Raw genomic sequence first — 25,467 nt, 5'->3', positions numbered from 1 at the left:
TCCCAGCGTACGGCGGCGGCCGCCGCGGCGGCGGGAGTTCCAGGGGCTGGGACGGGGCGCCGCGGCCGCCGGCCGGGTCACGCTGGGAGGTTGGCGGGTGACTCATGGTACTGATACGGTCGAGGCCGCTTGGACACCGGGTGAGGTGTCGGTGACCGACCGTGGGGGTGGCGCAGGCATGCGCGGAGCACTGGCCCGGGCGCTGGAGCGGGCGTGGAGCGGCCCCGGGGTCCGGGACCTGCTGGACCGCGCCGCCGGCCGGCCCGCCGGCGACGTCGTGGCGCTGGCGTCGCTGACGGCGACGCACCTGCTCGCGTTCGCCGGGGGCGAGCAGGCGCTGTGGGACGCGCCCGTCGAGCGCGCGTGGTCGGCGCTGTCCGTGCCCGAGAAGTGGCGGATCCAGCGCACCGGCCTGGAGAGCTTCCGCTCCGAGCGCTGGCTGGCGTGGGACGGCACCGAGGGCGGCTGGAACCGGAGGCTGACCGTGGATCCGGCGCTGGCGCTCATCATGCGGGCGCGGACCAGCCCGCGGTCCGTGGTGACGCTCCAGATCAAGGGGATGATGCCGGCGGTCCGCGCCTACGCGATCGACCACGGCGCCGAGCTCCCGCAGTGCTACCTCGCCGAGATGCCGGACCGGGGCCTGACCGCGTCGGTCCGGGGGTGGGACAACCCGTTCCACTGGTGCTACCGGTACGGGGTGGTGGCGCGGGACGGCCTGGTCCGGCTGGTGAAGGAGTACGCCGTCATGCCGATCGCCGAGGACTCCCCCTTCGCGGGGCAGCCCCGGCTGATCTCGGCGTACGTGCCGCCGGTCCGCGAGCAGAACCTGGTGACCAGGTTCGAGGTGCGGGGCGGCGAGGTGCCCTCCGATCTGGAGGCGGTCGTCGCCGGCCTGCTCGCCGTACGCGTCCCTACGCCGCCGCCAGCGGCTGCACCGTGAGCTGGTAGTCCTCCCGCACCCGGCCGTCCTCGGCGAGCACCAGGAACACGCGCGCCGACCAGGCGGTGTCACCGACCGGGCCGGTGGCGTGGTCGAGGCGGATGGTGAAGGTGACGACGTCGCCGTGCCGGGTGGCGTCCTCGCCGCCGACCGCGACGTAGGCGCCGTTGCCGACGAAGGCCTCGTGCGCCTCGGCGACCCGGCCGGTCAGAGCGGCGTGCCCGCGATACTGCACGCCCTCGATGTACTCGACGCCGTCCGGGCGCCAGAGCTCGGCGACGGCCTTGGCCCGGTCGTCGGGGTCCGGGAGGGCCCAGACGGCGAGGTAGCGGTCCACGATCTCGGTGGTCTCGATGCTGTTCGTCATGGCCATGACTCTGCGGGCGGCCGTAACAGGAGGGTCAAGGCCGAAGGCGGGACAAGACTCTCCCCCCGGGGGAGAGTCCACAATCGGATCATGGGCCTGTTCCTGACCATCGGCGACTTCTCGCGAGCGACACACCTGACCGTCAAGACCCTGCGGCATTATCACGAGCTGGGTCTGCTGGAGCCGGCGGACGTCGACCCGTCGACCGGCTACCGCCGCTACACCGCGGCGCAGATCCCGTCCGCGCAGGTGATCCGCCGCTTCCGCGAGCTGGGGATGCCGCTGGAGGAGATCCGCACGGTCATGGACGCGCCGGACGTCGGCACCCGGAACCGCCACATCGCCGCGCACCTGAACCGGCTGGAGGACGAGCTCGGCCGGACCCAGCGTGCGGTCGCCTCTCTGCGCGCGCTGCTGGCGCCGACGGACGACGCGGTGGCGGACATCCGGCTGCGAGAGGTCCCGGACGCCGGGGCGGCGGCCATCACGGAGACGGTCGACATGGTCGACGGCGCCGCGTGGATGCAGGGCGCGCTGGGTGAGCTCTACGCGACGGTCGCGAGCCAGGGCCTGGCGCAGACCGGCCCGGCCGGCGGCCTGTTCACCGAGCAGGTGTTCACCGACCACCGGGGCGAGGCGACGATCTTCGTCCCCTGCGACGGCCCGGTGCGGGCGGTGGGCCGGGTGCGGCCGGCCGTGGTGCCCGCGGCCGAACTGGCGGTGATCGAGCACTCCGGTCCGCCGATCGAGTCCGACCGGGCCTACGGCGCGCTGGCCGGCTACGTCTCGCGCCACGCCCTCGCCGTCCAGGGCCCGATCCGCGAGTACTACCTCGTGGGGCAGCGGGACACCGCGGACGTGACACGGTGGCGGACCGAGGTGTGCTGGCCGGTGTTCCGGGTCGGCGGCTGAGGATCCGTTGCGGATCCGGTGCAACGGATCCCTGCTCCGGCCGGGCTGCCAGGTGGGTGTCATCGCCCTGGTCCCCGAGCCCGCGCCGCTGATCGCGACTGACCGTGCCTGACCGCGCCTGACCGCGATCGGCGGTCCTCAGGGGCTGCTGAAACTCGTCACGTCACCGGGCGACGACCCCGCCGACGGGACGACGGACGTCATTCAACAGTCCAGAGAACGGAAGGCCGGGGCCGCTCATCCAGCGGGCCCGGCTCTTCGTGTCGGAACCCGAAGTCAGACGTCTGTCGTCAGCGCAGCACGACCAGGTCGTCCCGGTGCACCAGCTCCCGCTCGTACTGCGGTCCCAGCGCGGCCGCCAGCTCCCGTGTCGACCGCCCCAGCAGCTCGGGCAGCTCGCTCGCGTCGTAGTTCACCAGTCCGCGCGCCACCGGGATCCCGGCGTCGTCGACGAGGTCGACCGGATCGCCGGCGTTGAAGGACCCTTCGACGGCGGTCACCCCGGCCGGCAGCAGCGACAGCCGCCGCTCGACCACCGCCTGCACCGCGCCGGAGTCCAGGCGCAGCGAGCCGCGGGTGTCGGCGGCGTGCGCCAGCCACAGCAGGCGGGTCGGGGTCCGCGAGCCGGTGCGGTGGAACAGCGTGCCGACCACCTCGCCGCGCAGCGCGCGGGCGGCGTGCGCCGCGGACGTCAGCACCACCGGGATCCCGGCCTCGGTGGCGATGCGCGCGGCCTCGACCTTGGTCGCCATGCCGCCGGTGCCGACACCGGCCTTGCCGGTGCCGCCGATCCGGATGCCGGCCAGGTCCTCGGGGCCGCGCACGTCGGCGACCTGGGACGTGCCCGGCTCGGCCGGGTCGCCGTCGTAGAGCGCGTCGACGTCCGACAACAGCACCAGCAGGTCGGCGTGCACCAGGTGGGCCACCAGAGCGGCCAGCCGGTCGTTGTCGCCGAACCGGATCTCGTGGGTGGCGACCGTGTCGTTCTCGTTGACGATCGGCAGGACGTCCAGGTCCAGCAGCCGCGCCATGGTCTGGTGCGCGTTCCGGTAGTGCGAGCGCCGCGTCATGTCGTCGACGGTGAGCAGCACCTGGCCGACGGTGCGGCCGTAGCGCGCGAAGGAGTTCGTGTACCGGCCGACCAGCAGGCCCTGGCCGACCGAGGCGGCGGCCTGCTGGGTCGGCAGGTCCTTGGGGCGCCGGCGCAGGCCGAGCGGGGCCAGGCCGGCGGCGATGGCGCCGGAGGACACCAGCACCAGCTGGGTGCCCGGGACGCCGAGCCGCCCGGCCAGCGCGTCGACGAGGGCGTCGACGCGCTCACCGGACAGGCCGCCGAGCGCGGTGGTCAGCGACGAGGAGCCGACCTTCACCACGATCCGCCGGGCGTCGGTCACTTCCGCTCGGGACGACACGGTTTCTCGCTGCTGGCCGGACACGGTCGCTCAGGGCCCTTACTCTTCGGTCTTACTCGTCGTCGTCGGTGAACACGTCGATTGTCCCATCGGCGCGGCGCCGGTGGGCCTTGCGGTACGCGGCGTCTCGCGATGTGGGCCGCTCCTCGTGCAGGTGCAGGCGCGGGTCCTCACCGCGGCGGCCGCCGGTGGCGGTCACGCCCAGCGCCGCGGCGCCGGTCGGGATGGAGGGCTGCCAGTCGAAGACCACGGCCCGCGGGCCGTCGCCGATGACGACCGTGTCGCCCTCGTGCGCGCCCATCTTGACCAGCTGGTCCTCGACGCCGAGCTTGTTGAGCCGGTCGGCCAGGTACCCGACCGCCTCCTCGTTGTTGAAGTCGGTCTGCCGGACCCAGCGCTCCGGCTTCGCGCCGCGCACGAAGTAGGCGTCCTCGGGCTCGTCGTAGGTGATGGTGAAGCCGACCTCGTCGACCGCCTTCGGGCGGATGACGATGCGCTCCGGCTCCGGCTCGACCCGGTGCGCGCGGGCCTCCTCCACGATCCGGGCCAGGGCGAAGGACAACTCGCGCAGGCCGGCGCGGGACACCGCGGAGACCTCGAAGACGCTCAGGCCGCGGGCCTCCAGCTCCGGCCGGACGATGTCGGCCAGGTCCTTGCCCTCGGGGATGTCGGTCTTGTTCAGCACCACCAGGCGCGGCCGGTCGGACAGCTTGCCGTAGACACCCCACTCGGTCTCGTCCCGGGCCGCCTCGTAGGCGCGCAGCTCGGCCTCGATGACGTCGAGGTCGGAGAGCGGGTCGCGATCGGTCTCCAGGGTGGCGCAGTCCAGGACGTGCACCAGCACCGCGCAGCGCTCGATGTGCCGCAGGAACTCGTGGCCCAGGCCCTTGCCGTCGGAGGCGCCGGGGATCAGGCCGGGGACGTCGGCGATGGTGTAGACCGACTCGCCGGCGCTGACCACGCCCAGGTTCGGCACCAGGGTGGTGAACGGGTAGTCGGCGATCTTCGGCTTGGCCGCGGACATCGCCGCGATCAGCGAGGACTTGCCGGCGCTGGGGTAGCCGACCAGGGCGACGTCGGCGACCGACTTCAGCTCCAGGGTGAACTCGCCGTCCTCCCCCGGCTCGCCGAGCAGCGCGAAGCCCGGCGCCTTGCGCTTGGAGGTGGCCAGCGCGGCGTTGCCCAGACCGCCGACGCCGCCCTGCGCGATGACGAAGCGGGTCCCGGTGCCGACCAGGTCCGCGACCACTTCGCCGGCCGCGTCCTTCACCACGGTGCCGGAGGGCACCGGCAGCACCAGGTCGGTGCCATTGGCGCCGGTCTGGAAGTCGCCGCCGCCGGGCTTGCCGTTGGTGGCCTTGCGGTGCGGGGAGAAGTGGTAGTCCAGCAGCGAGTTGGTGTTCGGGTCGACGACCAGGACGATGTCCCCGCCGCGGCCCCCGTTGGCGCCGTCCGGGCCGCCGAGGGGCTTGAACTTCTCCCGCTTGACCGAGGCGCAGCCGTGGCCGCCGTTCCCGGCCGTGACGTGCAGCTTCACGCGGTCGACGAACGTCGCCATGGTGAGCGCCTCCTTGCTATGCGTGTCGATTCGAGAACAAGCGGAGGCGGACCGGGGATTCCCCGGCCCGCCTCCAAGAAAAGCTGGCTCGCGCCGCCGGTGGTTACTCCGCCACCGGGACGATCGACACGACGCGGCGACCGCGCATGGTGCCGAACTCCACCTTGCCGCCGGCCAGGGCGAACAGGGTGTCGTCCTTGCCGCGGCCCATGTTCAGGCCGGGGTGGAAGTGGGTGCCGCGCTGACGGACGATGATCTCGCCGGCGTTGACGCTCTGGCCGCCGAAACGCTTCACGCCGAGGCGCTGGGCGTTGGAGTCGCGGCCGTTCTTGGAGGACGATGCGCCCTTCTTGTGTGCCATGGTTCAGCCGCCCCTCTTACTTGTTTCCGCTGTCGATGGCGGTGATCTTGATCTGCGTGTGCTTCTGGCGGTGGCCCTGGCGCACGCGGTAGCCGGTCTTGTTCCGGTACTTGAGGATGTGGATCTTCGGGCCCTTGGTCTCCTCGACCACCTCGGCCTTGACCTTCACGCCCTCCAGCACCCACGGGTCGCTGGTGACCGAGTCACCGTCGACGAGCAGGATCGCGGACAGCTCGACTTCCTGGCCGGCGGGGGCGCCGGGGAGGCGGTCCACCTCGACGACGTCGCCGACAGCCACCTTGTGCTGCCGCCCGCCGCTCTTGACGATCGCGTACACCGCGAAACTCACTCTCTTCTCGTCGACTGTAGGTCGATCTAGGTCGATACCACGCGCTTTGACCAACTCAGCTGCTGGTCACAAGCGTCCGGCGCTTCTTGCGAGGCGCGAGACTGACGACCCATCGAGCCGATCATCATCCGGGCCGCCTCTGCTCGCGCAGGGGCCCTGAGGATGCGAGGCACACGTATCGCATGCCGAAGCTCAAGGGTACGGAAGTCCCCACCTCAGGGTCAAACTGAGGTCGGAGCGCTCCGGCCCGGGTTTCCACCGGGCCGGAGCGGTCCGTCAGCCGTGCGAGGCCGGCGGGCCCGCGGGGCGCTTGGCCGCGCGGCGGACGCGGAGGCCGCGGCGCTTCGGGGCCTCCTCGGCCGGCTCCGGTTCGGCGCCGGCCCGGGACGCCGCCGTGGGCTCCGCCTCGGCTTCGGCGCCGCCCGCGGTTCGGGTCAGGACCTGCCCGGCCTCCTCGGCCTCCGTCTCCTCCTTGTCCGCGGCGACGGCGCTGGTGACGCCGCCCGCGTGCGGGACGTAGAGGGTGTGGGCCTGCGCGTCGCCGACCGCGAGCCGCGCCGCGACGTCGGCCTCCTCGGCCGCCACCACGTCGCCGGGAGTCACGACCGGCGCCACCACGTGGGCGTGGTCGGCGACCTCTTCCACCCTGCTGTGCTCGGAGACCTCGACGACCTCGACGACCTCGGGGGTCTCGGGGCTCTCGGCGGGCTTGGCGGGCTTGGCGCCGTCGCCGGCCCCGCCGCCGTCCGCCGCGACCTTCGTCACACTGGTCACCGTCACGGGGCCGGCCACCGCCTGCTCGCCGTCGGCGAAGTCCCGGAACTCCTCCGGGACGCCGTCGACGTCGTACTGCGGCTCGAAGTGCTGCTGGCGGTCGGCGTGGCCGTGCGACTTGCGGCGCTTGCGGCGGCCGCGGCCACCCTCGTGCTCGTCGTCGTGGCCGGCGCCGGACTCGGCCCGGATCTCGCCGGCACGGGACTCGGCGCCGTTGCCGGCCTTGCCGCCCCTGCCCGGCTGGGCCTGGCCGCCCTGGCCCTTGCCGCCGCGGTCGTGCTGCGCCTCGTCGTGGCCGTGGCCGACCGGCACCGGCTCCATGTGCACCAGCACACCGCGGCCGTTGCACTTGTCGCAGGTCTCGGAGAACGCCTCCAGCAGGCCCTGGCCCACCCGCTTGCGGGTCATCTGCACCAGGCCCAGCGAGGTGACCTCGGCCACCTGGTGCTTGGTGCGGTCCCGGCCCAGGCACTCCAGCAGGCGGCGCATCACCAGGTCGCGGTTCGACTCCAGGACCATGTCGATGAAGTCGATGACGATGATGCCGCCGAGGTCCCGCAGCCGCAGCTGGCGGACGATCTCCTCGGCCGCCTCGATGTTGTTGCGGGTGACCGTCTCCTCCAGGTTGCCGCCGGAGCCGGTGAACTTGCCGGTGTTGACGTCGATGACGACCATCGCCTCGGTGCGGTCGATGACCAGCGAGCCGCCGGAGGGCAGCCAGACCTTGCGGTCCAGCCCCTTGGCCAGCTGCTCGTCCACCCGGTGCACGGCGAAGACGTCCTGCTCGGAGGTCCAGCGCTCCATGCGCGGGGCCAGGTCCGGGGCCACACCGCCGACGTAGTCGCGGATGGTGTCCCACGCCTGGTCGCCGGAGACGATCAGCTGGCTGAAGTCCTCGTTGAAGATGTCGCGCACCACGCGCACCGTCAGGTCCGGCTCGCCGTACAGCAGGGTCGGGGCCGAGCTGGCCGAGGACTGCGCCCGGCGCTGGATCTCCTCCCACTGCGCGGACAGCCGCTCCACGTCGCGGCGCAGCTCGTCCTCGGTCGCGCCCTCGGCCGCGGTGCGGACGATGACGCCGGCGTTCTCCGGCACCACGGCCTTCAGGATCGCCTTGAGGCGGTTGCGCTCGTTCTCCGGCAGCTTGCGGCTGATCCCGGTCATGGTGCCCTCGGGCACGTACACCAGGTACCGGCCGGGCAGCGAGATCTGGCTGGTCAGCCGGGCGCCCTTGTGGCCGATCGGGTCCTTGGTGACCTGGGTCAGGACCGCCTGGCCGCTCTTCAGCACGCTCTCGATGCGCTTGGCCTGGCCGGTGACGCCGGCCGCGTCGAAGTTGACCTCGCCGGCGTACAGCACCGCGTTGCGGCCCTTGCCGATGTCGACGAAGGCGGCCTCCATCGAGGGCAGGACGTTCTGGACCTTGCCCAGGTAGACGTTGCCGACGTAGGACGCCGACTGAGCGCGGTTGACGTAGTGCTCGACGAGGACGCCGTCCTCCAGCACGCCGATCTGGGTGCGGTCGCCGCTCTGGCGGACCACCATCACCCGCTCCACGCTCTCCCGGCGGGCCAGGAACTCGGCCTCGGTGATCAGCGGGGCGCGCCGGCGGCCGGTGTCCCGGCCCTCGCGGCGGCGCTGCTTCTTGGCCTCCAGGCGGGTCGAGCCGCGCACGCCCTGGACGTCGTCCTCCAGCACCAGTCCGCCCTTGCGGTCGCGGCTGCGGACCCGCGACTCGCGGACCTTCACCACGGTGTTCGGCGGGTCGTCCGGGCTGGCCTCGATGGCCTCGCCGCCGGCCCGGCGACGACGGCGGCGGCGCCGGCGGCTGGAGGAGGTGCCGCCCTCCTCGTCCTCGTCCTCCTCCTCGGCGGACTCGGACTCGGCGGTGGCGGCTCCGGTCGGCTCGGCGGCCTCGGCCTGCTCACCGCGGTTCCGGCCGCGGCTGCGCGTCCGGGTACGGCGGGTCGGGGCCGGCTCGGCCTCTTCCTCCTCCGGCTCCGCCTCCTCGGCGGCTCCGGCCTCGGCCTTCGCGGCCTTGGCCGCGGCCTGCTGCGCGGCGGCGGTGGTCAGGTCCGGCGCCTGGAACAGGACGCCGGCGGCGGCCGGAGCGGCGGCGCGGGCGGCGATGACGGCGCGGGCGCGGTCGGCCGGGGAGAGGCTGTCGAGGTCGACCTGCTCGGGGGCGGTCTCCTCGACCGCTTCCTCGGCGGCCTGCTCGGCGGCGGACTCGTCGTGGGCGGGCGGCGGACCGGCCGGGGCGCTGGCGGCGCGCCGGCGGGTACGGGTCTTGGCCGGCTTGGCCTCGGCCTCCGGCTCCGCCTCGGTCCGCGGACCGGCCTTCGGCTCGGCCTTGGCGGGCTTGCCCTCGGACTTCGCGTCGGCGGCGCGGTCGGCCTGCGCGGCCTGGTCGGCGCGTCCGGCCTTGGCCCGGTCGGCGCGCGAGCCCCGCTTGGGCTGCTCGGCCTGTTCGGTCGCCGCCTCCTCCTGCTTGGCGGTCTTGGCCGGGAGCTGCGGCGCCGCGAACGGGTTCGCGAACGGCGAGCTGAGGGCGGCGCGGGCCGCGGGCTCGGTGGTGGGCTCGGCGGCCGGAGCGGGCCGGCCGGTCGTGGCCGCGGCCTCGCCCGACTCGGCGGCCTCCGCGGTCTCCGACGGCTCGGCCGTGCGGCGGCTGCGGGTGCGCGAACGGCGCGTGGTGGGCTGGTCCGCGTCGGCTTCCGAGGCGGCGCCGGTGCCCTTCACCTCCTCGGCCTGGCCGGCGACCTCTTCGGCGTGCTCCGCACCCTCGGCGGCGGTCGAGCCGCCACGCGTGGCGGTACGCCCCTTGGCACGGGACGCACGAGTGGCACGGGACGGCGTACCGGTGGCCGCGGCCTCGTCCGAAGCCTCGGTGGCCTCACCGGCGACGGCGGCGCCACCCTCGGCGGCCTGCTGGGCACCGGCGTCCGGCGCCTCGTCCGCCTTCTTGCGGGTCCGGGTGCGGGTGGTCTTCTTGGCAGCGGGGGCGCTCTCGCCGTCCGCGTCGTCCGCCGGCTCGGGGGCGGCGACCTTCTTGGCGGCGGTCTTGCGGGCCCGCTTGGGCTTGGTCTCGGGCTCGGCCGGGGACTCGGCGCCGTCAGTGGACGCCGTGGCTCCGGCCGGCGCGGCGGACGTGTCGTCCGCCTTCGGCTGCGGCGGTCCGGCCGGGCGGCTGGCCGCCCGCCGGCGCGGGCGCTTGGGCGCCTCGCCGCCTTCGTTCGTCGCGGCCGTACCGGCCGCCTCCTGCAGGTCGCGCGTCTGTTCCGGCTCGTCGCCGGGGACGCCGTTGGGCTCGTTGTCGAGCATCCGGGCGGTTCTCCCGTCATGCCCCCCGGGCGCGCGCGAAGCGGTGCCCCACATCGTTCCCCCGGATACCGGGGCGATGGGCACAGCCAGCGAATCCCTGACAGATCCGGGTGCTCTGCGGCGCCACACAGGTGGCTGTTGTGGTCTTCACCTCGCCGATCCGGGGCCGCCCCGCCTCACGGGGGACCTTTGACCTGACGAGAAGTCTGGTTGGTTGGCGCTGCCGACGTCACCGCTCGGTCGTCGGCCCCGCGGCGGCCCGGTCCGGATCCAACGGATCGGACAACGCCTCCACGCTCACACTGGCCGCCGCCGCCTCGGAACCGACCCGCAGCGGGCCCTGCGCCAGCCGCGTCACCTGGGGAGGGACGGGCGGCACCAGGCCGGCCACACGGCCGAGTCCGGTCAGAACGTCGTCGGGCCGCACGGCGGGTGTCAGGTGCCGCACGACTAGTCGCAGTATCGCACAGGGGCGGTCCGCTTGCCCGTCACCCTCGCCGCCGACGCCCTCACCTGCGGAAACGCCGCCCCCGGCGGCGTCGGCCGCGATCGCCACCACAGCCGCCCGCGCGTCGAAGGACCGGACGCCGTTCTTGGTCATCCGCTCCACCGGCACCTCCCCCGCCGCCAGGAAAGCGGTGACCGCCCCCTCGGCCTCCTCCGGAAGCACCCCGGGCAGCCGGATCTCCCACACCGACGCCTCCAACCGCTCCATCAGGTTGGGCGTCGCGGCCTCCACCACCTCGAGGATGTCCAGGTCGGGCGGCAGCGACCCGTCCAACGCCGCGGCCAGCTCGGCGGGCACCAACGCCCGCGTGACCCCGATCTCGACGTACTCGGCCTCACTCGCCACCCCGGTCGGCGCGGCCCCGGCCCACGAGACCTTCGGATGCGGCGTGAACCCGGCGGAGTACGCCATCGGCACCCGCGCCCGCCGCAACGCCCGCTCGAACGCCCGCTGGATGTCACGGTGACTGGTGAACCGCAGCCGCCCCCGCTTGGCGTAGCGGATGCGAAGCTTCTGGACGGTCGGCGGCGGAGGCGGGCCTTCGGGCATGCGGGCCACGGAGCGGGTTCTCCTCGAGGTGCGGGTGCGGTGCGGTGGGCCGCGCGCGGGGCGCGGGGGTTGCTTGGTGCTGGCTGTCCAGGATAGCGGTCCGGGGCGGGTGGTCACACAGAGTGATTATCGACGTACGTCTGACTACGTCTTATGGCCTACAGCTCAGGGCTCACGGCTCACAAGTCACGGCTCACGGCAGAAGGCGGCGAGGGCGCTGTTTCGCGCCGTCGCCGCCCTCAGGTCTGTCTTCGGGTATTACCGCCTGCTTACCGCGGGCCGGGGTGCGCGCTCGGGTCGTTCTCCTTGTAGACCCACTGGCCGGGCTGCCCGATGAGATCGCCGACCTGGTTCTTGAGGCCGTCGTCGAGCACCGCCGGACCACCGAACATGATGGCGTCGGACACCGACCCCGAGGCGTTGCGAAGGTAGTCGGCCGTCTCGGTGGGCAACGCGGTCGGCCCGGTCAGCAGCAGCGGCCCCCCGACGGACCCGGCGAGGACACCACCGGCGAGCGCGTCCGGGAACTTGTAACCGGTCGCGATCCCGACCACCTGCGGCCCACCGAAGAACGTGTGCGCGACCAACGACGCGGTGACGAACCGGTCAGCACCGGCGACCGCCGGCCCCCCGGCCGGAGTCGCCGCGATGTGCACCGACTGCAACGCGGTGACACCCTGCCACCCGATCCCGTACACAGTGCGCTGCGACACCGCGTTGAGGAAATTGAGCGTGGCCTGCGGCATCGCCTTGTCATTGGTGAGCACCACCACGGTGTTCGGCCGCGACGCCGCAACCGCCCCGGCAGCAAGAGCGTCGGGGAAGTTCATCCCGGTAGCGGTCAGAATCGTCACAGGATCGTGGGTGTAAGTCGGCACGATCGTCTCAGCGACGTCGACCGCCGTCTCGAACCGATCCCGCCCACCGATCCGCAGAGGCCGGAACCCGGCATCAGCGATCTGCTGGAACGTATGCGCCGAAATAGCCTGCGTCTGCCCGAGCACATAAACGAAAGACCCCGGCTTCAGCACCCGCCGCATCTCCGCCAGCGTCCGCTGATCCAACGACCCGGTGTCCGTCAGCAGCAACGGCCCCTTACCACCCTTGAGCTGTCGCGCCAACGCAGTCCCGGACAACGCATCCGCAGCGATGTCAGAACGCGCGATGACCGCCATGTCCGCCTGCTTGTCAGCCGGCGGATGCGAAGCCGCGTCGGCGTAGGACCAGCGGGAGATCTGGATCGCGGTCTCGGTGCGGTCGAGCCCGTCGAGGCGCTCGACGAGGTTGACGGGGTTGGAGGCGGAGGGAGACTTGCTCGGGTCGCCGTTGGCCTGCCATGAGATGCGACCCAGATATTGGCCTGCCCCGATCTCCTTGGCGCCCGCAACCGGTTGCATGGTCATCAGCTCGCCGTTGCCCAGCGCGTTGAAGGCGATGGTGCTGCCGTCCGGCGACCAGGAGGCACGTACGTTCTTGACCGAGGATCCCTGGTCGTTAGTAAGCGGAGTCAGGTTTGAACCGTCGACGTTGACGATATAGAGCTGGGTTGCGGGTGTCGGCACCTGGCCGTCGAGCTTCGAGAAGACGACCTGCTTGGCATCTGGCGAGAGAGAGGGATCGCTCCCAGTGCCCGAATTGGCTATCGGCGAACCGTTGTCGGTACCGGAGTAGCCGTTGTAGATCCAGATTGCGGACGCATGGCTCTTCGCATCGATCCGCTGGAAGACGAGAACACCGTTGGCTCCACCTTGTGGCGCCGAGTCCTTGTCTCCCGGCTGGTGGCTGGCTGAAAGCTTGACCGGCGCGCTACCGCCCAGGCTGGGGACCTTGTAGAGGTCTCCGTTCAGTGCGTAGACAATGAAGCTGCCGCCGTTCAGCCACGTCGGGTGGGAGGCACCGTTCAAACCGGTGGCCACGACTATGAGGTCGCTGCCGTCGGCACGCACGCTCACCAACCGGCCGGACTCGTCCAAGTAGGCGACGCGGCTGCCGTCAGGCGCCCACTCGGCGTCGATGACCTTGCCCGAAGGCATGGTCTCAGTGGTCACACCACCCGCACTCACGAAGTGCAGCTGGTTGTCGCCCGTGGTCACCGTCAGTTTCCCGTTCATTCCCGGGAACGTGTGCGGCGTCGGTGTACTAGCACTGGCCGGCGCCGCCAAAGAAGTGGCTGCGGCGAGGGCGGTCGCGGCGGCGGTGGTGAGCTTCTTCGCGGACACCTTGTTCTCCCCTGTGCGTAGATCCGGGTGCTGAGATCCGGGGGGTCAGCCTATCCATCGAGGGGGCAGGGGTCTACCCTGCGCGATGTGGTGATTGCCGGGCGCCACCGGGGGCTAGCTGCGGTTGTGGGTGGGTGCGGACCATGATGGTCCTGATATCCGGAGCTTTGAGCTGGGGCTCGGTTGGTCAATATGCTGACTTGTTTCGGGTTTGCGAACCTCAAGGGCGGGGTTCGGGTTTTGATGCCGAAAGGGTCAGCAGGGCGAGGCCGACGAGGAGGCCCCAGAAGGGCGCGCCGATGCCGGCGACGGTGATACCTGACGCCGTGGTGACGAAGGTCGCTGTCGCTGCTTCGCGGTGGCGGGTGTCGGTGAGGGCCGTCGTGAGGGAGCCGCCGAGGGCGGGGAGGAGCGCGAGGCCTGCGACGCCCTCGATCAGGAGGGGTGGGGCGGCGATGAGGAGCGCGGTCGCCGTGGCGGCGCCCAGGCCGAGCAGGATGTAGAGCCCGCCTGCTGTGGTGGCGGCGATCCAGCGGCGGCGGGGGTCGCGGTGGGAGTCGGGGCTGGCGGCGAGGGCGGCGGTGATGGCGGCGAAGTTGATGGGGATGCCGCCGAAGGGGGCGGCGAGGATGCTGCCGGTGCCGGTGCCCATCAGGACTTCGCGGATGGGTGGCTCGTAGCCGTAGCTGCGCATGACCGCTATCCCGGCCAGGTTCTGGGAGGCCATCGTCACCAGGTACAGGGGTATCGCGAGGCTGATCAGTGTGCCGAGGTCGAAGCGGGGTGTGACGGTGGTCAGCGTGGGGAGCAGGCCGCCATCGAGGTGGCCGCGGGTGGAGGGGTCCAGCGCCAGTCCGATGAAGGCGGCGGCCAGGGCGGCGGGTACTGACCAGCGCTTGGCGAAGCGGCCCAGGATGGCCCAGACGGCGACCGCGGGAAGCGCCAGACGCGGCAGGTGCACCGCCGCCTGCGCCGATTCCAGGCAGATCGGTCCGATCACGCCCGCCAGCATCGCGGCCGAGATCGGTGCGGGAATGGCGGCGATCCAGCGGGTGAGAGTGCGCGAGTAGCCGGTGACCGCGATCAGCAGCCCCGCCACCGCGAACGCCCCCACCGCCTCGCGATAGCCGCTCGCGCCGCCATGCCCGGAATGCGTACGGCCCGCGCCGACGCTGACAAGGAGTGCGGCGCCGGGCGTGGACCACGCGATGCTGATCGGCATCCGGTGCCGGAGGCTGAACACGATCGCCGCCGCACCCATAAGGACGCATATGGTCAGCAAGCCCGACGCGGCCTGGCGTTCGGTGGCTCCCACCGCACGCAGGCCCGCGATCACGACCGCGAAGGAGCTCGAGAAGCCGACCAGCGCCGTCACGATCCCCGCGCCGAAGGTCGGCCCCAGTCCGGCCAGGCGGCCGCCGGCCTCCGACGTTCCCCTTATGGAACTCGGTGGTGACTCCGAAGACTCGATGGCACTCACGTCGACCCTCCCCTGTTCCGTATACGGAACAAGCTATCAGCTCGACTTCGTGTAAGTTGCCGCTTGTGGGAGACGGCACGGCGGCGGACTTCGCCACGCAGATCGGCGAGCGCATCCGACGCCTGCGGCACGAGCGCGGGGTCAGCCTCTCCGCCCTGGCCGCTGGCGCCGGCGTGGGCAAAGCCACCCTCTCCGGCCTGGAGGACGGCTCGCGCGGCAACCCGACCATCGAGACCCTCTACGCCATCGCCGGACACCTCGGTGTCCCCATCAAAGCGCTCCTCCCCGACCCGCCTCGCCCCGGAGACGCGCCGCTGGAGACGATCCATGGGACGGCCGTCTCGGCCTCTCTGTTGGAGACCTTCACGGATGCGGACGTGGACACCGAGCTCTTCCGCCTCCACATCCGCCCCGGCCACAAGCAGCTCTCCCCCGCGCATCCCCCGGGAACCCTCGAATACCTGACGGTCTTCACCGGCACCGCCCGCGTCGGACCACCGGACGCGCTCTTCGTCGTCCCACCGGGCGGCCACGTCTCGTGGGTCGCCGACGTACCGCACGTCTACAGCGCGATCGGCACCGACGACGTATATGCCAGCTTGCTGATCCGGACGCCGCGAACCGGCTGAAGAATCGGCCGAGGAATCAGCAACGACCAGCTGAGGCTCACTCGCCGCGCCGTCCACCGAACAGAGCGCGCCGAATGTCCCGCCGCGCCGCCCGCAACGCAGCGCGAACCGGCTCCGTGACCTCGTGCCGATACCAGGTCCGGACGGCCCGCAACCGACGGGCGACCGGCTGGGCCACAGCACGCAGTCCCCGCCCGACCCACTTCGCCGCGTCCCAGAAGCCCTTTGCCGCAAAGCGGATCGGTACCCAGAGCGAGTGCTGCCACAGCCAGACGAAACCGCGGCCGACCTTGGCGCCGACGCGTGCCGCGAAGTCGAAAGCCTGCACCAGGACCTGGAACAGCCCCACGATCCAGCTGCCGAAGAGCTTGAGCAGGTACCAGAGCCCGCGGCCCAGCAGGACGAGCGGTCGCGACAGGTAGTAGAGGCCCTGCACCAAGATGCGCCCGACCGCGCGGGCCGCAACGCCGATGGGACGCAGAACGAAGCGATAGATCTGCCGCCCGACCCAGCCGAATCCGTCCCGTACATACCGACCGACCGTGGCCAGACCTTGCCCGATCGGCGTGAGCACCGTGAAGTAGACCCACGTGGCCACGAAGCTGATCCCGTGACCGACCGCGTTCACCCCAGCTGCGACGGCACGAACCGTCGCGGCGATCCCGTGTCCGATCGGCGTCAGAACGACGCGGTAGAACGCAGCGAGCCCTCGCCCGATGACGACGAGCACCCGCCCCGTACCGCGTCCGATCCACCGCACCGGCCACCACAGAAAACGCGTCGCGGCCCAGCCGATGGCCCGTCCCACAGCACGGAACGGCCGCCCGAGCGCCGAGGCCGCCTTCCGGATCCCGCGACCGACGGCCTTCGCCGACTCCCAGGCCACCTGGAACGGCGCGATGACGATGACCGCCACGATCCGGATCGGCCAGCGCAACACCGTCCCGAGCCAGCCCGGGTCGTACTCGTCCTCGTCGTCCTCGTCGTCCTCGTAGACCCCGTCGTGTGCGTCGTGCGCGTCGTACGCACCTAGAGCAGCGGGTTCCGGCACCGCGACCCCCAGCCCGGGATCGGCTGCACCCAACTGCGCGAGATCGATCAGCTCCGCCTCGCGCTCGGGTATGCCGGCCTCCCGGTCCGGTGTCTCCTTCATGCCGACAAGATACCGACAGGTAGGGGGCCCTACCGGGGAGCTACCCCTCCCCGCGCAGCATCGCCGCCGCGCGCTCGGGACTGATGTCGTTCATGAACGCCCCGGCCCCGGACTCGCTTCCGGCCAGGAACTTCAACTTCCCCGGAGCCCGGCGCAGCGCGGCGAGCTGCCAGCGCAGGTGGGACTCGGCGCGGCCGGTCGCGACCGGGGCCTGGTACCACGAGCCGATGTACGGCATCGGCCCGTCGAACAGGGCGTCGAGCCGCTGGACGCAGTCCTTGCCGAGCGCGGCGAGTTCGTCGCGCTCGGCCGCCGTCAGCGCCGGGAGGTCGGGGACGTGGCGGTGCGGGACGATGTCCACCTGGAACGGCCAGCGGCCCGCGTGCGGGACGTAGGCCGTGAAGTGCTCCCCGACCGTGATGACCCGCGTGCCCTCGGCCTTCTCCTCGGCCAGAGCGTCACAGGCTACGCAGCCGCCTGTGCTCTCGTGGTACGCGATCGCCACGTCGAGGATCTTCTGCATGCGCGGCGGCACATACGTGTACGCATAGATCTGCCCGTGGGGATGGTGAAGCGTGACGCCGACCTCGACGCCGCGGTTCTCGAAGCAGTACACGTACTCGACGCCCGAACGCTGCGCCAGTTCCGCGGTGCGGTCCGCCCACACGTCGACGATGCTGCGGATCCGCGCCACCGGCAGGGAGCCGAACGACGAGGCGTGGTCCGACGAGAACACCACGACCTCGCAGCGTCCGGTGTCGCCGGCCAGTGACGGGAAGCGGTTCTCGAACACCGCCACGTCGTAGTCGGCCGCCGGGATCTCCGTGGGGTGCCCCGGCCGCGACGGGTCCAGGGGGCACTGGTCGGCGGCCGGAAGGAAGGTCCGGTCCTGGCGGTGCCCGGCGACCGTGGTGAACTCGCCGGTGAGCGGGTCGCGCCGGAGTTCGCTGGTGGTGGACACGGTCGGCAGGTCGCGCCGGTCAGGAGCGGAACGGTCGTGGCCGGGGGTCTCGTCGTAGTAGATCAGCTCGCGGCCGTCGGAGAGCTTGGTGACGGTGCGCGTCAGGCTGAGGTCCATGGGCGGGGCCTCCATCAGGCGGTCCGGCGCGCGCCGGCGGAGGCGACGGCGGGGAAGAACTGGGGCTCGGTGTATCCGTGCTCGGCGAAGGCGGTGCGGACGGCGTCCTGGACCGCCTCGAGCTGGTCGCGGTCCACCAGGGCGATGGCGCTGCCGCCGAAGCCGCCGCCGGTCATCCGGGCGCCGTGGGCGCCGGCGGCGACGGCGGTGGCCACGGCGAGGTCGAGTTCGGGGGCGCTGACCTCGTAGTCGTCGCGGAGGGAGGCGTGGGACTGCATCATGCGGTGGCCGAGCGGCGGCAGCGAGGAGTCCTCGTGGTTCAGGATGGCGACGAACTGCTGCACGCGGGCGTTCTCGGTGACCACGTGGCGGACGCGCCGCGCGGTGGTCTCGTCGAGGCCGACGGCGACCTTGGCGAAGGTCTCGGGGAGTTCGGCGAGCGGGATGTCGCGCAGGGCCCGGACGCCGAGGAACGCGGCGGCGCGCTCGCAGGCGGCACGGCGGTCGGCGTAGCCGTTCTCGCCGTGGGCGTGCGACACCCGGGTGTCGATGACGAGCAGCAGCGCGTCCTCGGCCGCGAGGTCGAAGGGCTGCGGCCGGACCTCGCCGCTGCGGGTGTCGATGAACAGCACCGCGCCGTCCTCACCGAACGCGGACGACATCTGGTCCAGGGGCCCGCAGGGGACGCCGGCGTAGATGTTCTCGGCGCGCTGGGCGTGGCGGGCGAGTTCGGCCTTGGTGAGGTCGAAGCCGGAGACGCCGGCCAGGGCCAGGCCGGTGGCGCACTCCAGGGCGGCGGAGGAGGACAGGCCCGCGCCGACCGGGACGGTGCTGGTGAGGTAGACGTCCGCACCGCTGACGGGGTAGCCGGCCTGCTGCAGGATCCAGGCGACGCCGACCGGGTAGGCGGCCCAGCCCTTGACGGCCGGGTCGGCGAGCGGCGACATGTCGGAGTCGTCGGCGCCCCGGGTGTCGGCGGCCGAGCCCGGGCCGACGAGGGCGTCGAGCGAGACCTCGACGGTCTCACCGAGCTGCGCGGCGTGCACACGCAGGATCCGGTCGGCGCGGGGGGCGGCGGCCGCGTAGCAGGCGCGGTCGATCGCCATGGGCAGCACGAAGCCCTCGTTGTAGTCGGTGTGTTCGCCGATGACGTTCACGCGCCCCGGCGCGGTCCACACGCCGGCGGGCTCGCCACCGAACTGCTCGGTGAACCCGCGCCGCACGGCGTCTGCGGACACGGCCGATCCGGTCTGACGGCTCACCGCCACCCCTCACCTACGCTGTTGCGATCCGTTTGATTCTGTTCGGATCTGGTGAGGTCAGGGTAGCGGTGAGATCATCCCTCCGACAAGCGAGGTCCAGGGAGGTGCCTCGTAGGCAAGATACCCAGGAGCCGAGGTACCTCGTAGACGAGGTACCCAGCAAGCGAGGTACCGGGCGGGCGAGGTATCTAACTGGCGCCTCGCACGAGATCCGCTCGGAGTCAGGTGCCGCACCATCTTCGACTAGCTCTGCAGAATGACCACCGAGGTACCTCGGAGGCGAGGTACCTCGGAGACGAGGTACCTCGGAGGCGAGGTCAGACCACCGTCAACGGCAGCAACTTCACCCCAGTCGGCCCCACCTGAATCTCCGTCCCCATCTGCGGACACACCCCGCAGTCGTAACACGGCGTCCACCGGCAGTCCTCGACCTCGGCCCCGCCGCCCTCGGCCGCCTCCAGCGCGTCCTGCCAGTCCTCCCACAGCCAGTCGCGGTCCAGGCCGGAGTCGATGTGGTCCCACGGCAGGACCTCGTTGTACTCGCGGTCGCGCGTGGTGTACCAGTCCAGCGACACCGGGGTGTCCGCCAGCGCGGTCTCGGCGGCGTCGGCCCAGCGCTGGTAGGAGAAGTGCTCGCTCCAGCCGTCGAAGCGGCCGCCGCGCTCCCACACCTCGCGGATGATCTTGCCGACGCGGCGGTCGCCGCGCGACAGCAGGCCCTCGATCACGCCGGGCTTGCCGTCGTGGTAGCGGAAGCCGATGGCCTTGCCGTAGTTCTTGTCGGCGCGGATGGCGTCGCGGAGCTTCACCAGGCGGGCGTCGGTGGCCTCGGCGTCGAGCTGGGCGGCCCACTGGAACGGGGTGTGCGGCTTGGGGACGAAGCCGCCGATGGACACCGTGCAGCGGATGTCGCGGGTGCCGGAGGCCTCGCGGCCGGCCTGGATCACCTTGCGGGCCAGTTCGGCGATCTGCAGCACGTCGTCGTCGGTCTCGGTGGGCAGGCCGCACATGAAGTACAGCTTCACCTGCCGCCAGCCCGCGGAGTAGGCCGCGGTGACGGTGCGGATCAGGTCCTCCTCGGTCACCATCTTGTTGATGACCTTGCGCATCCGCTCGCTGCCGCCCTCCGGGGCGAACGTCAGGCCGCTGCGGCGGCCGTTGCGGGACAGTTCGTTGGCCAGGTCGATGTTGAAGGCGTCGACGCGGGTCGAGGGCAGCGACAGCGAGGTGTTGGTGCCCTCGTAGCGGTCGGCCAGGCCCTTGGCGATGTCGGCGATCTCGGTGTGGTCGGCGCTGGACAGGGACAGCAGGCCGACCTCCTCGTAGCCGGTGGCCTTCAGTCCGGCCTCGACCATCTCGCCGACGCCGGTGATGGAGCGCTCGCGCACCGGGCGGGTGATCATGCCGGCCTGGCAGAAGCGGCAGCCGCGGGTGCAGCCGCGGAAGATCTCCACGGACATGCGTTCGTGCACGGTCTCGGCCAGGGGCACCAGCGGCTGCTTCGGGTACGGCCATTCGTCCAGGTCCATGACGGTGTGCTTGGCGACGCGGAACGGCACGCCGTGCCGGTTCGGGGCGACGCGGCGGATGCGGCCGTCGTCGAGGTATTCGACGTCGTAGAAGCCGGGCACGTAGACGTTGCCGGTGCGGGCCAGCCGCATCAGCACTTCTTCGCGGCCGCCGGGGCGCCCCTCGGCCTTCCATGCCCGCACGATGTCGGTGATGGCCAGCACCGCGCCCTCACCGTCGCCGACCACGGCGGCGTCCAGGAAGTCGGCGATCGGCTCCGGGTTGAAGGCCGCGTGCCCGCCGGCGATCACCAGCGGATGGTCCTCCGTGCGGTCCCCGGCCTCCAGCGGGATGCCGGCCAGGTCCAGCGCGTTGAGCAGGTTCGTGTAGCCGAGTTCGGTGGAGAAGGAGACGCCGAACAGGTCGAAGTCCTTCACCGGCCGGTGCGCGTCCACGGTGAACTGCGGGATCCCGCGCTCCCGCATCGCCTTCTCCATGTCCGGCCACACCGAGTAGGTCCGCTCGGCCAGCACGCCCTCGCGCTCGTTGAGCACTTCGTAGAGGATCATGACGCCCTGGTTGGGCAGCCCCACCTCGTAGGCGTCCGGATACATCAGGGCCCAGCGGACGTCGCAGGCGTCCCAGTCCTTGACGGTCGAGTTGAGCTCGCCGCCGATGTACTGGATCGGCTTCTGCACGTTCGGCAGGACCGCTTCGAGCTGCGGGAACACGGATACGACTGGCATCTGGATACTCGACCTTGGGCTTTCTGGCTCTCACCTGGCGAGAGCCGCGGCGGTGTGACGGCTGTCACGGCTCGGGCGCGCTGCGGCGCAGATCCAGCCTAACGCGTGCGCGCAGCGTGCTCTCCCGCGTCCGGTCCAGCGTCACCGTCCCGGGGACCGCTCAGTCCAGCGTCACCGCCGGCCGCGTCGACCGCAGCCGCACGTTCTCGATCAGCCCGATCGCGATGAAGCTGGCGAACATCGAGGAGCCGCCGTAGGAGACGAACGGCAGGGGGATGCCCGCCACCGGCATGATGCCCAAGGTCATGCCGATGTTCTCGAAGGTCTCGAAGGCGAACCAGCTGACCACGCCGGCGCAGACCAGCATGCCGAACAGGTCGTCGCACTGGCGGGCGACGGCGATGCCGCGCAGCAGGAGGACGGCGAACAGGGCGATGAGGACCACGCCGCCGACGAAGCCGAGTTCCTCGCCGGCGACCGTGAAGACGAAGTCCGTCTGCTGCTCGGGGACGTAGCGGCCGTTGGTCTGGGTGCCGTTGAACAGGCCCTTGCCCAGGACGCCGCCGGAGCCGATGGCCAGGCGGGCCTGGGCCGTGTTGTAGCCCACCCCCTGCGGGTCCAGGTGCGGGTCGGCGAAGGCGGCGAAGCGGTTGACCTGGTGCTGGGCCAGCAGGTGCAGCCGGGTGGCGGCCACCGCGCCGGCCGCGGCGGCGACACCGAGCAGGGCCAGCCACTTGACGCTGGTGCCGGCGAAGACCAGCAGGCCCGCGGTGGCGACCAGGATCACCATGGCCGAGCCCAGGTCCGGCAGCAGCATGATGATGGCGGTCGGCACGCCGGTCACCACCGCGGCGGCGGCGATGCGGCGCGGCGGGACGGCCTCGGAGACGTGCTCGGACAGCACTCCCTTGGCCGGCTTCAGGGTCAGCACCACGGCCAGGCCCAGCACCACCGCGACTTTCGCGAACTCGGCCGGCTGGATGGAGAAGCCGCCGCCGAGCACGATCCAGGAGTGCGCGCCGTTGATCGTCGTGCCCAGCGGGGTCAGCACGGCCAGCAGCCCGAGCAGCGCCAGCACGTAGTACACCGGTGCACAGGCCCGCACCCAGGCGTAGGACAGCACCGACGTCAATGCCATCAGCACCAGCCCGATGACCAGGTTCATCAGGTGCCGCTTCAGGAAGAACTGCGGGTCGCCGCCGGTGAGGCTGGTGCGCCCGCGGGTCGCGGACCACACCAGCACGGCGCCGTACACCGACAGCGCGAGCGCCGCGCCGGGCAGGACCCAGTCGAAGCGGCGCAGCCGGCTGGCGCGGCGGCGGGTCTCGGCGACCGGCATCGCGGCCGGGCCCTTGTTGACGGCGGGGTTCAGGGTCACGGGCGGGCCTCACACATCTCGGGGCTCGGGGTGGGGCACGAAGCGGCCACGGCTGCGGCGCTCATGTCGTCGGCCGCGGCGCTCATGTCGTCGGCTTCGTCGCGGCCGCTTCCTGCCCGTTCTGCCCGGTCTGGCCGGCCGGCGGCGGGGGCGGAGGCGTGGGCAGCGTCGTGGCCGGCGGCAGCGCCGGCAGCAGCCCGTCGGGGCGGATCGCCGGCAGCGCGGTCGGCAGCGTCCCGTGCGGGTCCGGCTTGCCCATGTCGACCCCGAACAGCGCGGCCAAGATCGCCGCCACCGACGGTCCCGAGGTCCCGACACCGGTGCCACCCTGGGAGACCATCATCGCCACCACGTACCGCGGCCCGGTCTCGGTCCCGGCGTACGCGACGAAGCACGACGTCGTCTGCTTCCCGTAGACCTCCGCGGTCCCGGTCTTGGCGTACGTCGGGATCACGTTCTGCGGCCAGCCGGCGAACGCCGGGCCCGCGGTGCCCTCGATCGCGGTGCCGTGCAGCGCGTCCTCCAGGAACGACAGCGTCGAGCCGGACAGCGGCAGCTTGCGGGTGACGATCGGCGGCAGGTCCTTCACCAGCTTGCCGTCCGGGCTGATCACCGCCCGGCCGATCTGCGGCTGCATCAGCGTGCCGCCGTTGGCGACGGCCGCGTACACCCGCGCCAGCTGCAGCGGGCTCACCAGGTCGCCGCCCTGGCCGATCGCCGAGATCACGGCGTCGCCGGGCTTGTACTGGTAGCCGTCGGCGCAGTTCTCCTTGGCGATCGCCTGCAGGTACTTCGCGCGATCCGGGTCGGAGCCGGTCAGCTCGGGGTAGCCGTTCTTGGCCCGCTTGCACCAGATGTCGTGCATCTTGTTCCAGGTGGCCTGCTTCTCGGCCCGGTCCTGGATGTCGCCGGCCGCCTCGCCGGGCAGGTCGATTCCGGTCTTGGAGCCCAGCCCGAAGGCGTGTGCCATGGTGGCGATCGGCTCGGCCGGATGCGGCACCGGCTTCATCCCGCCGTCCTTCTGCCACATGTCGAAGGCGACCCGGTAGAACACGGTGTCGCAGGAAACCTCGATGGCCCGCTTCAGGGAGATCGGCCCGAACGCCTCGCCCTCGAAGTTGGTGAACGACTGGCCGCCGTAGGAGAACGAGGGCGAACAGTCGTAGGTGCCGGTGCCGTAACCGTTCTGCAGCATCGCGGCGGTGGTCACCGCCTTGAAGGTGGAGCCCGGTGCGAACTGGCCCTGATAGGCCCTGGACAGCAGCGGGACGCCGGCCGCCTGGTCGCTCAGCGCCGCGTAGTCGGCCTGCGAGATGCCGCCGGTCCAGATGTTGGGGTCGTAGGTCGGGGTGCTGGCCATCGCCACCACCCGGCCGGTGCGGGCCTCCATCACCACCACGGCGGCCGAGTCGGCGACGTACGGCCGGCCGTTGGTCGGCGACGTCTGCGAGCGGGCCCGGGACACCGCGTTGCCCAGCTCCTTCTCGGCGATCGCCTGGATCCGGGAGTCGATCGAGGTCACCAGGTGGTCGCCGTTCACCGGCGGCGTATTGGCGACCGTGGACTGCGCGTGCCCCACGATGTCCACCGACACCTGGGTCACTCCCGGCTTGCCGCGCAGGTAGGAGTCGTACGTCTCCTCCAGCCCGGACCGCCCGACCACGTCCGAGCGCTGCATCACCTCGTTCTTCGCCGAGGCCTTGTCGAGCTCCTTCTCCGTGATCGGCGACAGGTAGCCGAGGATGTGCGCGGCGTTCAGATGGTACGGCGCCGGGAACCGGCGGATGGTGTCCGGGCCGGCCAGCACGCCGGGGAACAGCTCGTGCTGCTCCGAGATCGCGAGCGCCTGCTGCACCGTGACGTTGCGCCCGACCGGGATCGGCTGCAGCGGCGATCCGTTCCAGCACGGCTTGGGGACCTTGGGCGTGCAGGGGCGGATCTGGTCGGAGATCGCCTGCGGCGTCGTGTTCAGGACCGCGGCCAGGCGCGCCAGCGTGGCGGCGCCGTGGTCCTTGCCGCTCAGCAGGGTGTTGCGGTCCACGGACAGCGTCAGCGCCGATCGGTTGTCGACCAGCGGCCGGCCCTCGTCGTCGAGGATGTCGCCGCGGACCGCCGGGGTCACCACGGTCCGGACGTCGTTCGCCGCGGCGGCGTCGCGGAAGGTCTGGCCGGTGCGCACCTGGAGATACCAGAGTCGCGCGACCAGGGTGGCGAGCAGTGCGAGCACCAGCACCCGCAGCACCATCAGGCGGGTGTGGCGGCGGTCGGCCAGGCGGCTCTGCGCGGAGGCCATCTAGAGCACCTGCGTGCTGCCGGCCGAGGCGCGGCGGTTGAGCGTCTTGACCCCGGGCAGCTTGGTGTGCGAGCGCTGCGTGGGCAGACCGCGCGACTCGCCGCGGCTGAGCACGAAGCCCACCACCGGAACCACGAACGGGGCGAGGACGCCGGTGTAGAGCGCCGAGGCCGCGGCGGCGGCCGTCACGCCCTGGAACTCGCCACTCCCGACCGCGTAGTCCAGCGCCCGGTAGAGGAACGGCGCGAGGCCGGCCAGGCAGGCGACGCCCAGGATCGGCCGCAGGACCGTGCCGCGCACCGCCGGGGCGAGGCGGCCGGCCAGGTAGCCGGACAAGCAGAGCACGAACGCCTGGCTGCCGATCGCGTGCGCGGCCGGCGGGGTCAGGTCGGCGGCCAGGCCGAGCAGGAAGCCGAGGATCAGGGCGGCGCGCGGGCCGCGGACGAAGGCGACGGCGGCCACGACGGCCAGCAGCAGGTCGGGGGCGGCGAGCGGGAGGTGCACCGCGGTGAGCAGGAGGTCCTGCAGCACCAGGACCAGGGCCAGGCCGCACAGCAGCGCCAGGATGCCGGTGAGTCTCAAAGTTCTACGTCTTCCGAGTCGGAGCGGGGTGGGCGGACACGGCGGGTCGCCTCGGCGGCACCGGTCACAGCACCGGTCACA

At 71.9% G+C, this 25,467-nt stretch carries 19 protein-coding genes; 3 read left to right on the top strand and 16 right to left on the bottom strand.

Features of this window, described 5'->3' with window-relative positions; all coding sequences use genetic code 11:
- Positions 1-178: 178 nt before the first annotated feature.
- Positions 179-943, top strand: a complete 765-nt coding sequence (locus ABD466_RS21555) for a hypothetical protein (RefSeq protein WP_344658925.1) — start codon at positions 179-181, stop codon at positions 941-943.
- On the opposite strand, the gene ABD466_RS21550 is transcribed toward ABD466_RS21555, so the two are convergent.
- On the bottom strand, positions 915-1,310 hold the full coding sequence (locus ABD466_RS21550; RefSeq protein WP_344658924.1) for a hypothetical protein: 396 nt from the start codon (positions 1,308-1,310) through the stop codon (positions 915-917). The two genes, ABD466_RS21555 and ABD466_RS21550, sit on opposite strands and share 29 nt — an antisense overlap.
- A gap of 90 nt (positions 1,311-1,400) precedes the next feature.
- Between ABD466_RS21550 and ABD466_RS21545 the strand changes: the two genes are divergently transcribed.
- Positions 1,401-2,222: a MerR family transcriptional regulator gene (locus ABD466_RS21545; protein ID WP_344658923.1), complete on the top strand. Its 822-nt coding sequence runs from the start codon at positions 1,401-1,403 to the stop codon at positions 2,220-2,222.
- 290 nt (positions 2,223-2,512) lie between these two features.
- Here ABD466_RS21545 and proB read toward each other — a convergent pair whose 3' ends face one another.
- The 8 genes from proB to ABD466_RS21505 all read right to left on the bottom strand — a co-directional run bounded on the left by proB (position 2,513) and on the right by ABD466_RS21505 (position 14,756).
- Positions 2,513-3,616: a glutamate 5-kinase gene (proB, locus tag ABD466_RS21540; RefSeq protein ID WP_344658961.1), complete on the bottom strand. Its 1,104-nt coding sequence runs from the start codon at positions 3,614-3,616 to the stop codon at positions 2,513-2,515.
- A gap of 70 nt (positions 3,617-3,686) precedes the next feature.
- Entirely contained in the window at positions 3,687-5,192 is a 1,506-nt protein-coding gene (gene obgE, locus ABD466_RS21535) for a GTPase ObgE (RefSeq protein ID WP_344658922.1), read from the bottom strand.
- A gap of 103 nt (positions 5,193-5,295) precedes the next feature.
- Positions 5,296-5,553, bottom strand: a complete 258-nt coding sequence (rpmA, locus tag ABD466_RS21530; RefSeq protein WP_344658921.1) for a 50S ribosomal protein L27 — start codon at positions 5,551-5,553, stop codon at positions 5,296-5,298.
- Positions 5,554-5,569: 16 nt separating this feature from the next.
- A complete protein-coding gene (gene rplU / locus ABD466_RS21525) occupies positions 5,570-5,890 on the bottom strand; it encodes a 50S ribosomal protein L21 (RefSeq protein ID WP_344658960.1) in 321 nt (106 codons plus the stop codon).
- 288 nt (positions 5,891-6,178) lie between these two features.
- The gene (locus tag ABD466_RS21520; RefSeq protein WP_344658920.1) at positions 6,179-10,000 is read right to left on the bottom strand and encodes an Rne/Rng family ribonuclease; all 3,822 of its coding nucleotides are present in this window, start codon (positions 9,998-10,000) and stop codon (positions 6,179-6,181) included.
- Between the two features lie 229 nt (positions 10,001-10,229).
- Complete coding sequence (locus tag ABD466_RS21515) at positions 10,230-11,057, bottom strand: TIGR03936 family radical SAM-associated protein (protein ID WP_344658959.1); 828 nt, start codon at positions 11,055-11,057, stop codon at positions 10,230-10,232.
- Positions 11,058-11,326: 269 nt separating this feature from the next.
- Complete coding sequence (locus ABD466_RS21510; RefSeq protein ID WP_344658919.1) at positions 11,327-13,276, bottom strand: cell wall-binding repeat-containing protein; 1,950 nt, start codon at positions 13,274-13,276, stop codon at positions 11,327-11,329.
- A gap of 220 nt (positions 13,277-13,496) precedes the next feature.
- A complete protein-coding gene (locus ABD466_RS21505; RefSeq protein ID WP_344658918.1) occupies positions 13,497-14,756 on the bottom strand; it encodes a benzoate/H(+) symporter BenE family transporter in 1,260 nt (419 codons plus the stop codon).
- 65 nt (positions 14,757-14,821) lie between these two features.
- On the opposite strand from ABD466_RS21505, the gene ABD466_RS21500 reads away from it, so the two are divergent.
- Positions 14,822-15,385 (top strand): helix-turn-helix domain-containing protein, encoded by a 564-nt coding sequence (locus ABD466_RS21500; RefSeq protein WP_344658917.1) that lies wholly within the window; start codon positions 14,822-14,824, stop codon positions 15,383-15,385.
- Positions 15,386-15,422: 37 nt separating this feature from the next.
- On the opposite strand, the gene ABD466_RS21495 is transcribed toward ABD466_RS21500, so the two are convergent.
- The 7 genes from ABD466_RS21495 to mreD all read right to left on the bottom strand — a co-directional run bounded on the left by ABD466_RS21495 (position 15,423) and on the right by mreD (position 25,386).
- The gene (locus ABD466_RS21495; RefSeq protein ID WP_344658916.1) at positions 15,423-16,538 is read right to left on the bottom strand and encodes a hypothetical protein; all 1,116 of its coding nucleotides are present in this window, start codon (positions 16,536-16,538) and stop codon (positions 15,423-15,425) included.
- Positions 16,539-16,578: 40 nt separating this feature from the next.
- Positions 16,579-17,616, bottom strand: coding sequence for a galactose-1-phosphate uridylyltransferase (galT, locus tag ABD466_RS21490; protein WP_344658915.1), 1,038 nt, complete (start codon positions 17,614-17,616; stop codon positions 16,579-16,581).
- A gap of 14 nt (positions 17,617-17,630) precedes the next feature.
- A complete protein-coding gene (gene galK, locus ABD466_RS21485; protein WP_344658914.1) occupies positions 17,631-18,854 on the bottom strand; it encodes a galactokinase in 1,224 nt (407 codons plus the stop codon).
- Between the two features lie 341 nt (positions 18,855-19,195).
- A complete protein-coding gene (locus ABD466_RS21480; RefSeq protein ID WP_344658913.1) occupies positions 19,196-21,133 on the bottom strand; it encodes a TIGR03960 family B12-binding radical SAM protein in 1,938 nt (645 codons plus the stop codon).
- A gap of 160 nt (positions 21,134-21,293) precedes the next feature.
- A complete protein-coding gene (rodA, locus tag ABD466_RS21475) occupies positions 21,294-22,472 on the bottom strand; it encodes a rod shape-determining protein RodA (protein WP_425558697.1) in 1,179 nt (392 codons plus the stop codon).
- Between the two features lie 121 nt (positions 22,473-22,593).
- Positions 22,594-24,804, bottom strand: coding sequence for a penicillin-binding protein 2 (gene mrdA, locus ABD466_RS21470; protein WP_344658911.1), 2,211 nt, complete (start codon positions 24,802-24,804; stop codon positions 22,594-22,596).
- Positions 24,805-25,386, bottom strand: coding sequence for a rod shape-determining protein MreD (gene mreD / locus ABD466_RS21465; protein WP_344658910.1), 582 nt, complete (start codon positions 25,384-25,386; stop codon positions 24,805-24,807).
- Between the last annotated feature and the right edge of the window lie 81 nt (positions 25,387-25,467).

Origin of the sequence: Catenulispora subtropica, assembly GCF_039531675.1 — a bacterium.
Lineage (GTDB): Bacteria > Actinomycetota > Actinomycetes > Streptomycetales > Catenulisporaceae > Catenulispora > Catenulispora subtropica.
Note: the sequence above shows the minus strand (reverse complement) of the source record. Positions and strands in the feature narration are given on the sequence as shown.

Excerpts from the sequence above, each read along its gene's own strand:
- ABD466_RS21555 (WP_344658925.1), top strand. The coding sequence starts at position 179 with ATGCGCGGAGCACTGGCCCGGGCGCTGGAGCGGGCGTGGAGCGGCCCC.
- ABD466_RS21550 (WP_344658924.1), bottom strand. The coding sequence starts at position 1,310 with ATGACGAACAGCATCGAGACCACCGAGATCGTGGACCGCTACCTCGCC.
- ABD466_RS21545 (WP_344658923.1), top strand. The coding sequence starts at position 1,401 with ATGGGCCTGTTCCTGACCATCGGCGACTTCTCGCGAGCGACACACCTG.
- obgE (WP_344658922.1), bottom strand. The coding sequence starts at position 5,192 with ATGGCGACGTTCGTCGACCGCGTGAAGCTGCACGTCACGGCCGGGAAC.
- rpmA (WP_344658921.1), bottom strand. The coding sequence starts at position 5,553 with ATGGCACACAAGAAGGGCGCATCGTCCTCCAAGAACGGCCGCGACTCC.
- ABD466_RS21520 (WP_344658920.1), bottom strand. The coding sequence starts at position 10,000 with ATGCTCGACAACGAGCCCAACGGCGTCCCCGGCGACGAGCCGGAACAG.
- ABD466_RS21515 (WP_344658959.1), bottom strand. The coding sequence starts at position 11,057 with ATGCCCGAAGGCCCGCCTCCGCCGCCGACCGTCCAGAAGCTTCGCATC.
- ABD466_RS21495 (WP_344658916.1), bottom strand. The coding sequence starts at position 16,538 with ATGAAGGAGACACCGGACCGGGAGGCCGGCATACCCGAGCGCGAGGCG.
- galT (WP_344658915.1), bottom strand. The coding sequence starts at position 17,616 with ATGGACCTCAGCCTGACGCGCACCGTCACCAAGCTCTCCGACGGCCGC.
- ABD466_RS21480 (WP_344658913.1), bottom strand. The coding sequence starts at position 21,133 with ATGCCAGTCGTATCCGTGTTCCCGCAGCTCGAAGCGGTCCTGCCGAAC.
- rodA (WP_425558697.1), bottom strand. The coding sequence starts at position 22,472 with ATGCCGGTCGCCGAGACCCGCCGCCGCGCCAGCCGGCTGCGCCGCTTC.
- mrdA (WP_344658911.1), bottom strand. The coding sequence starts at position 24,804 with ATGGCCTCCGCGCAGAGCCGCCTGGCCGACCGCCGCCACACCCGCCTG.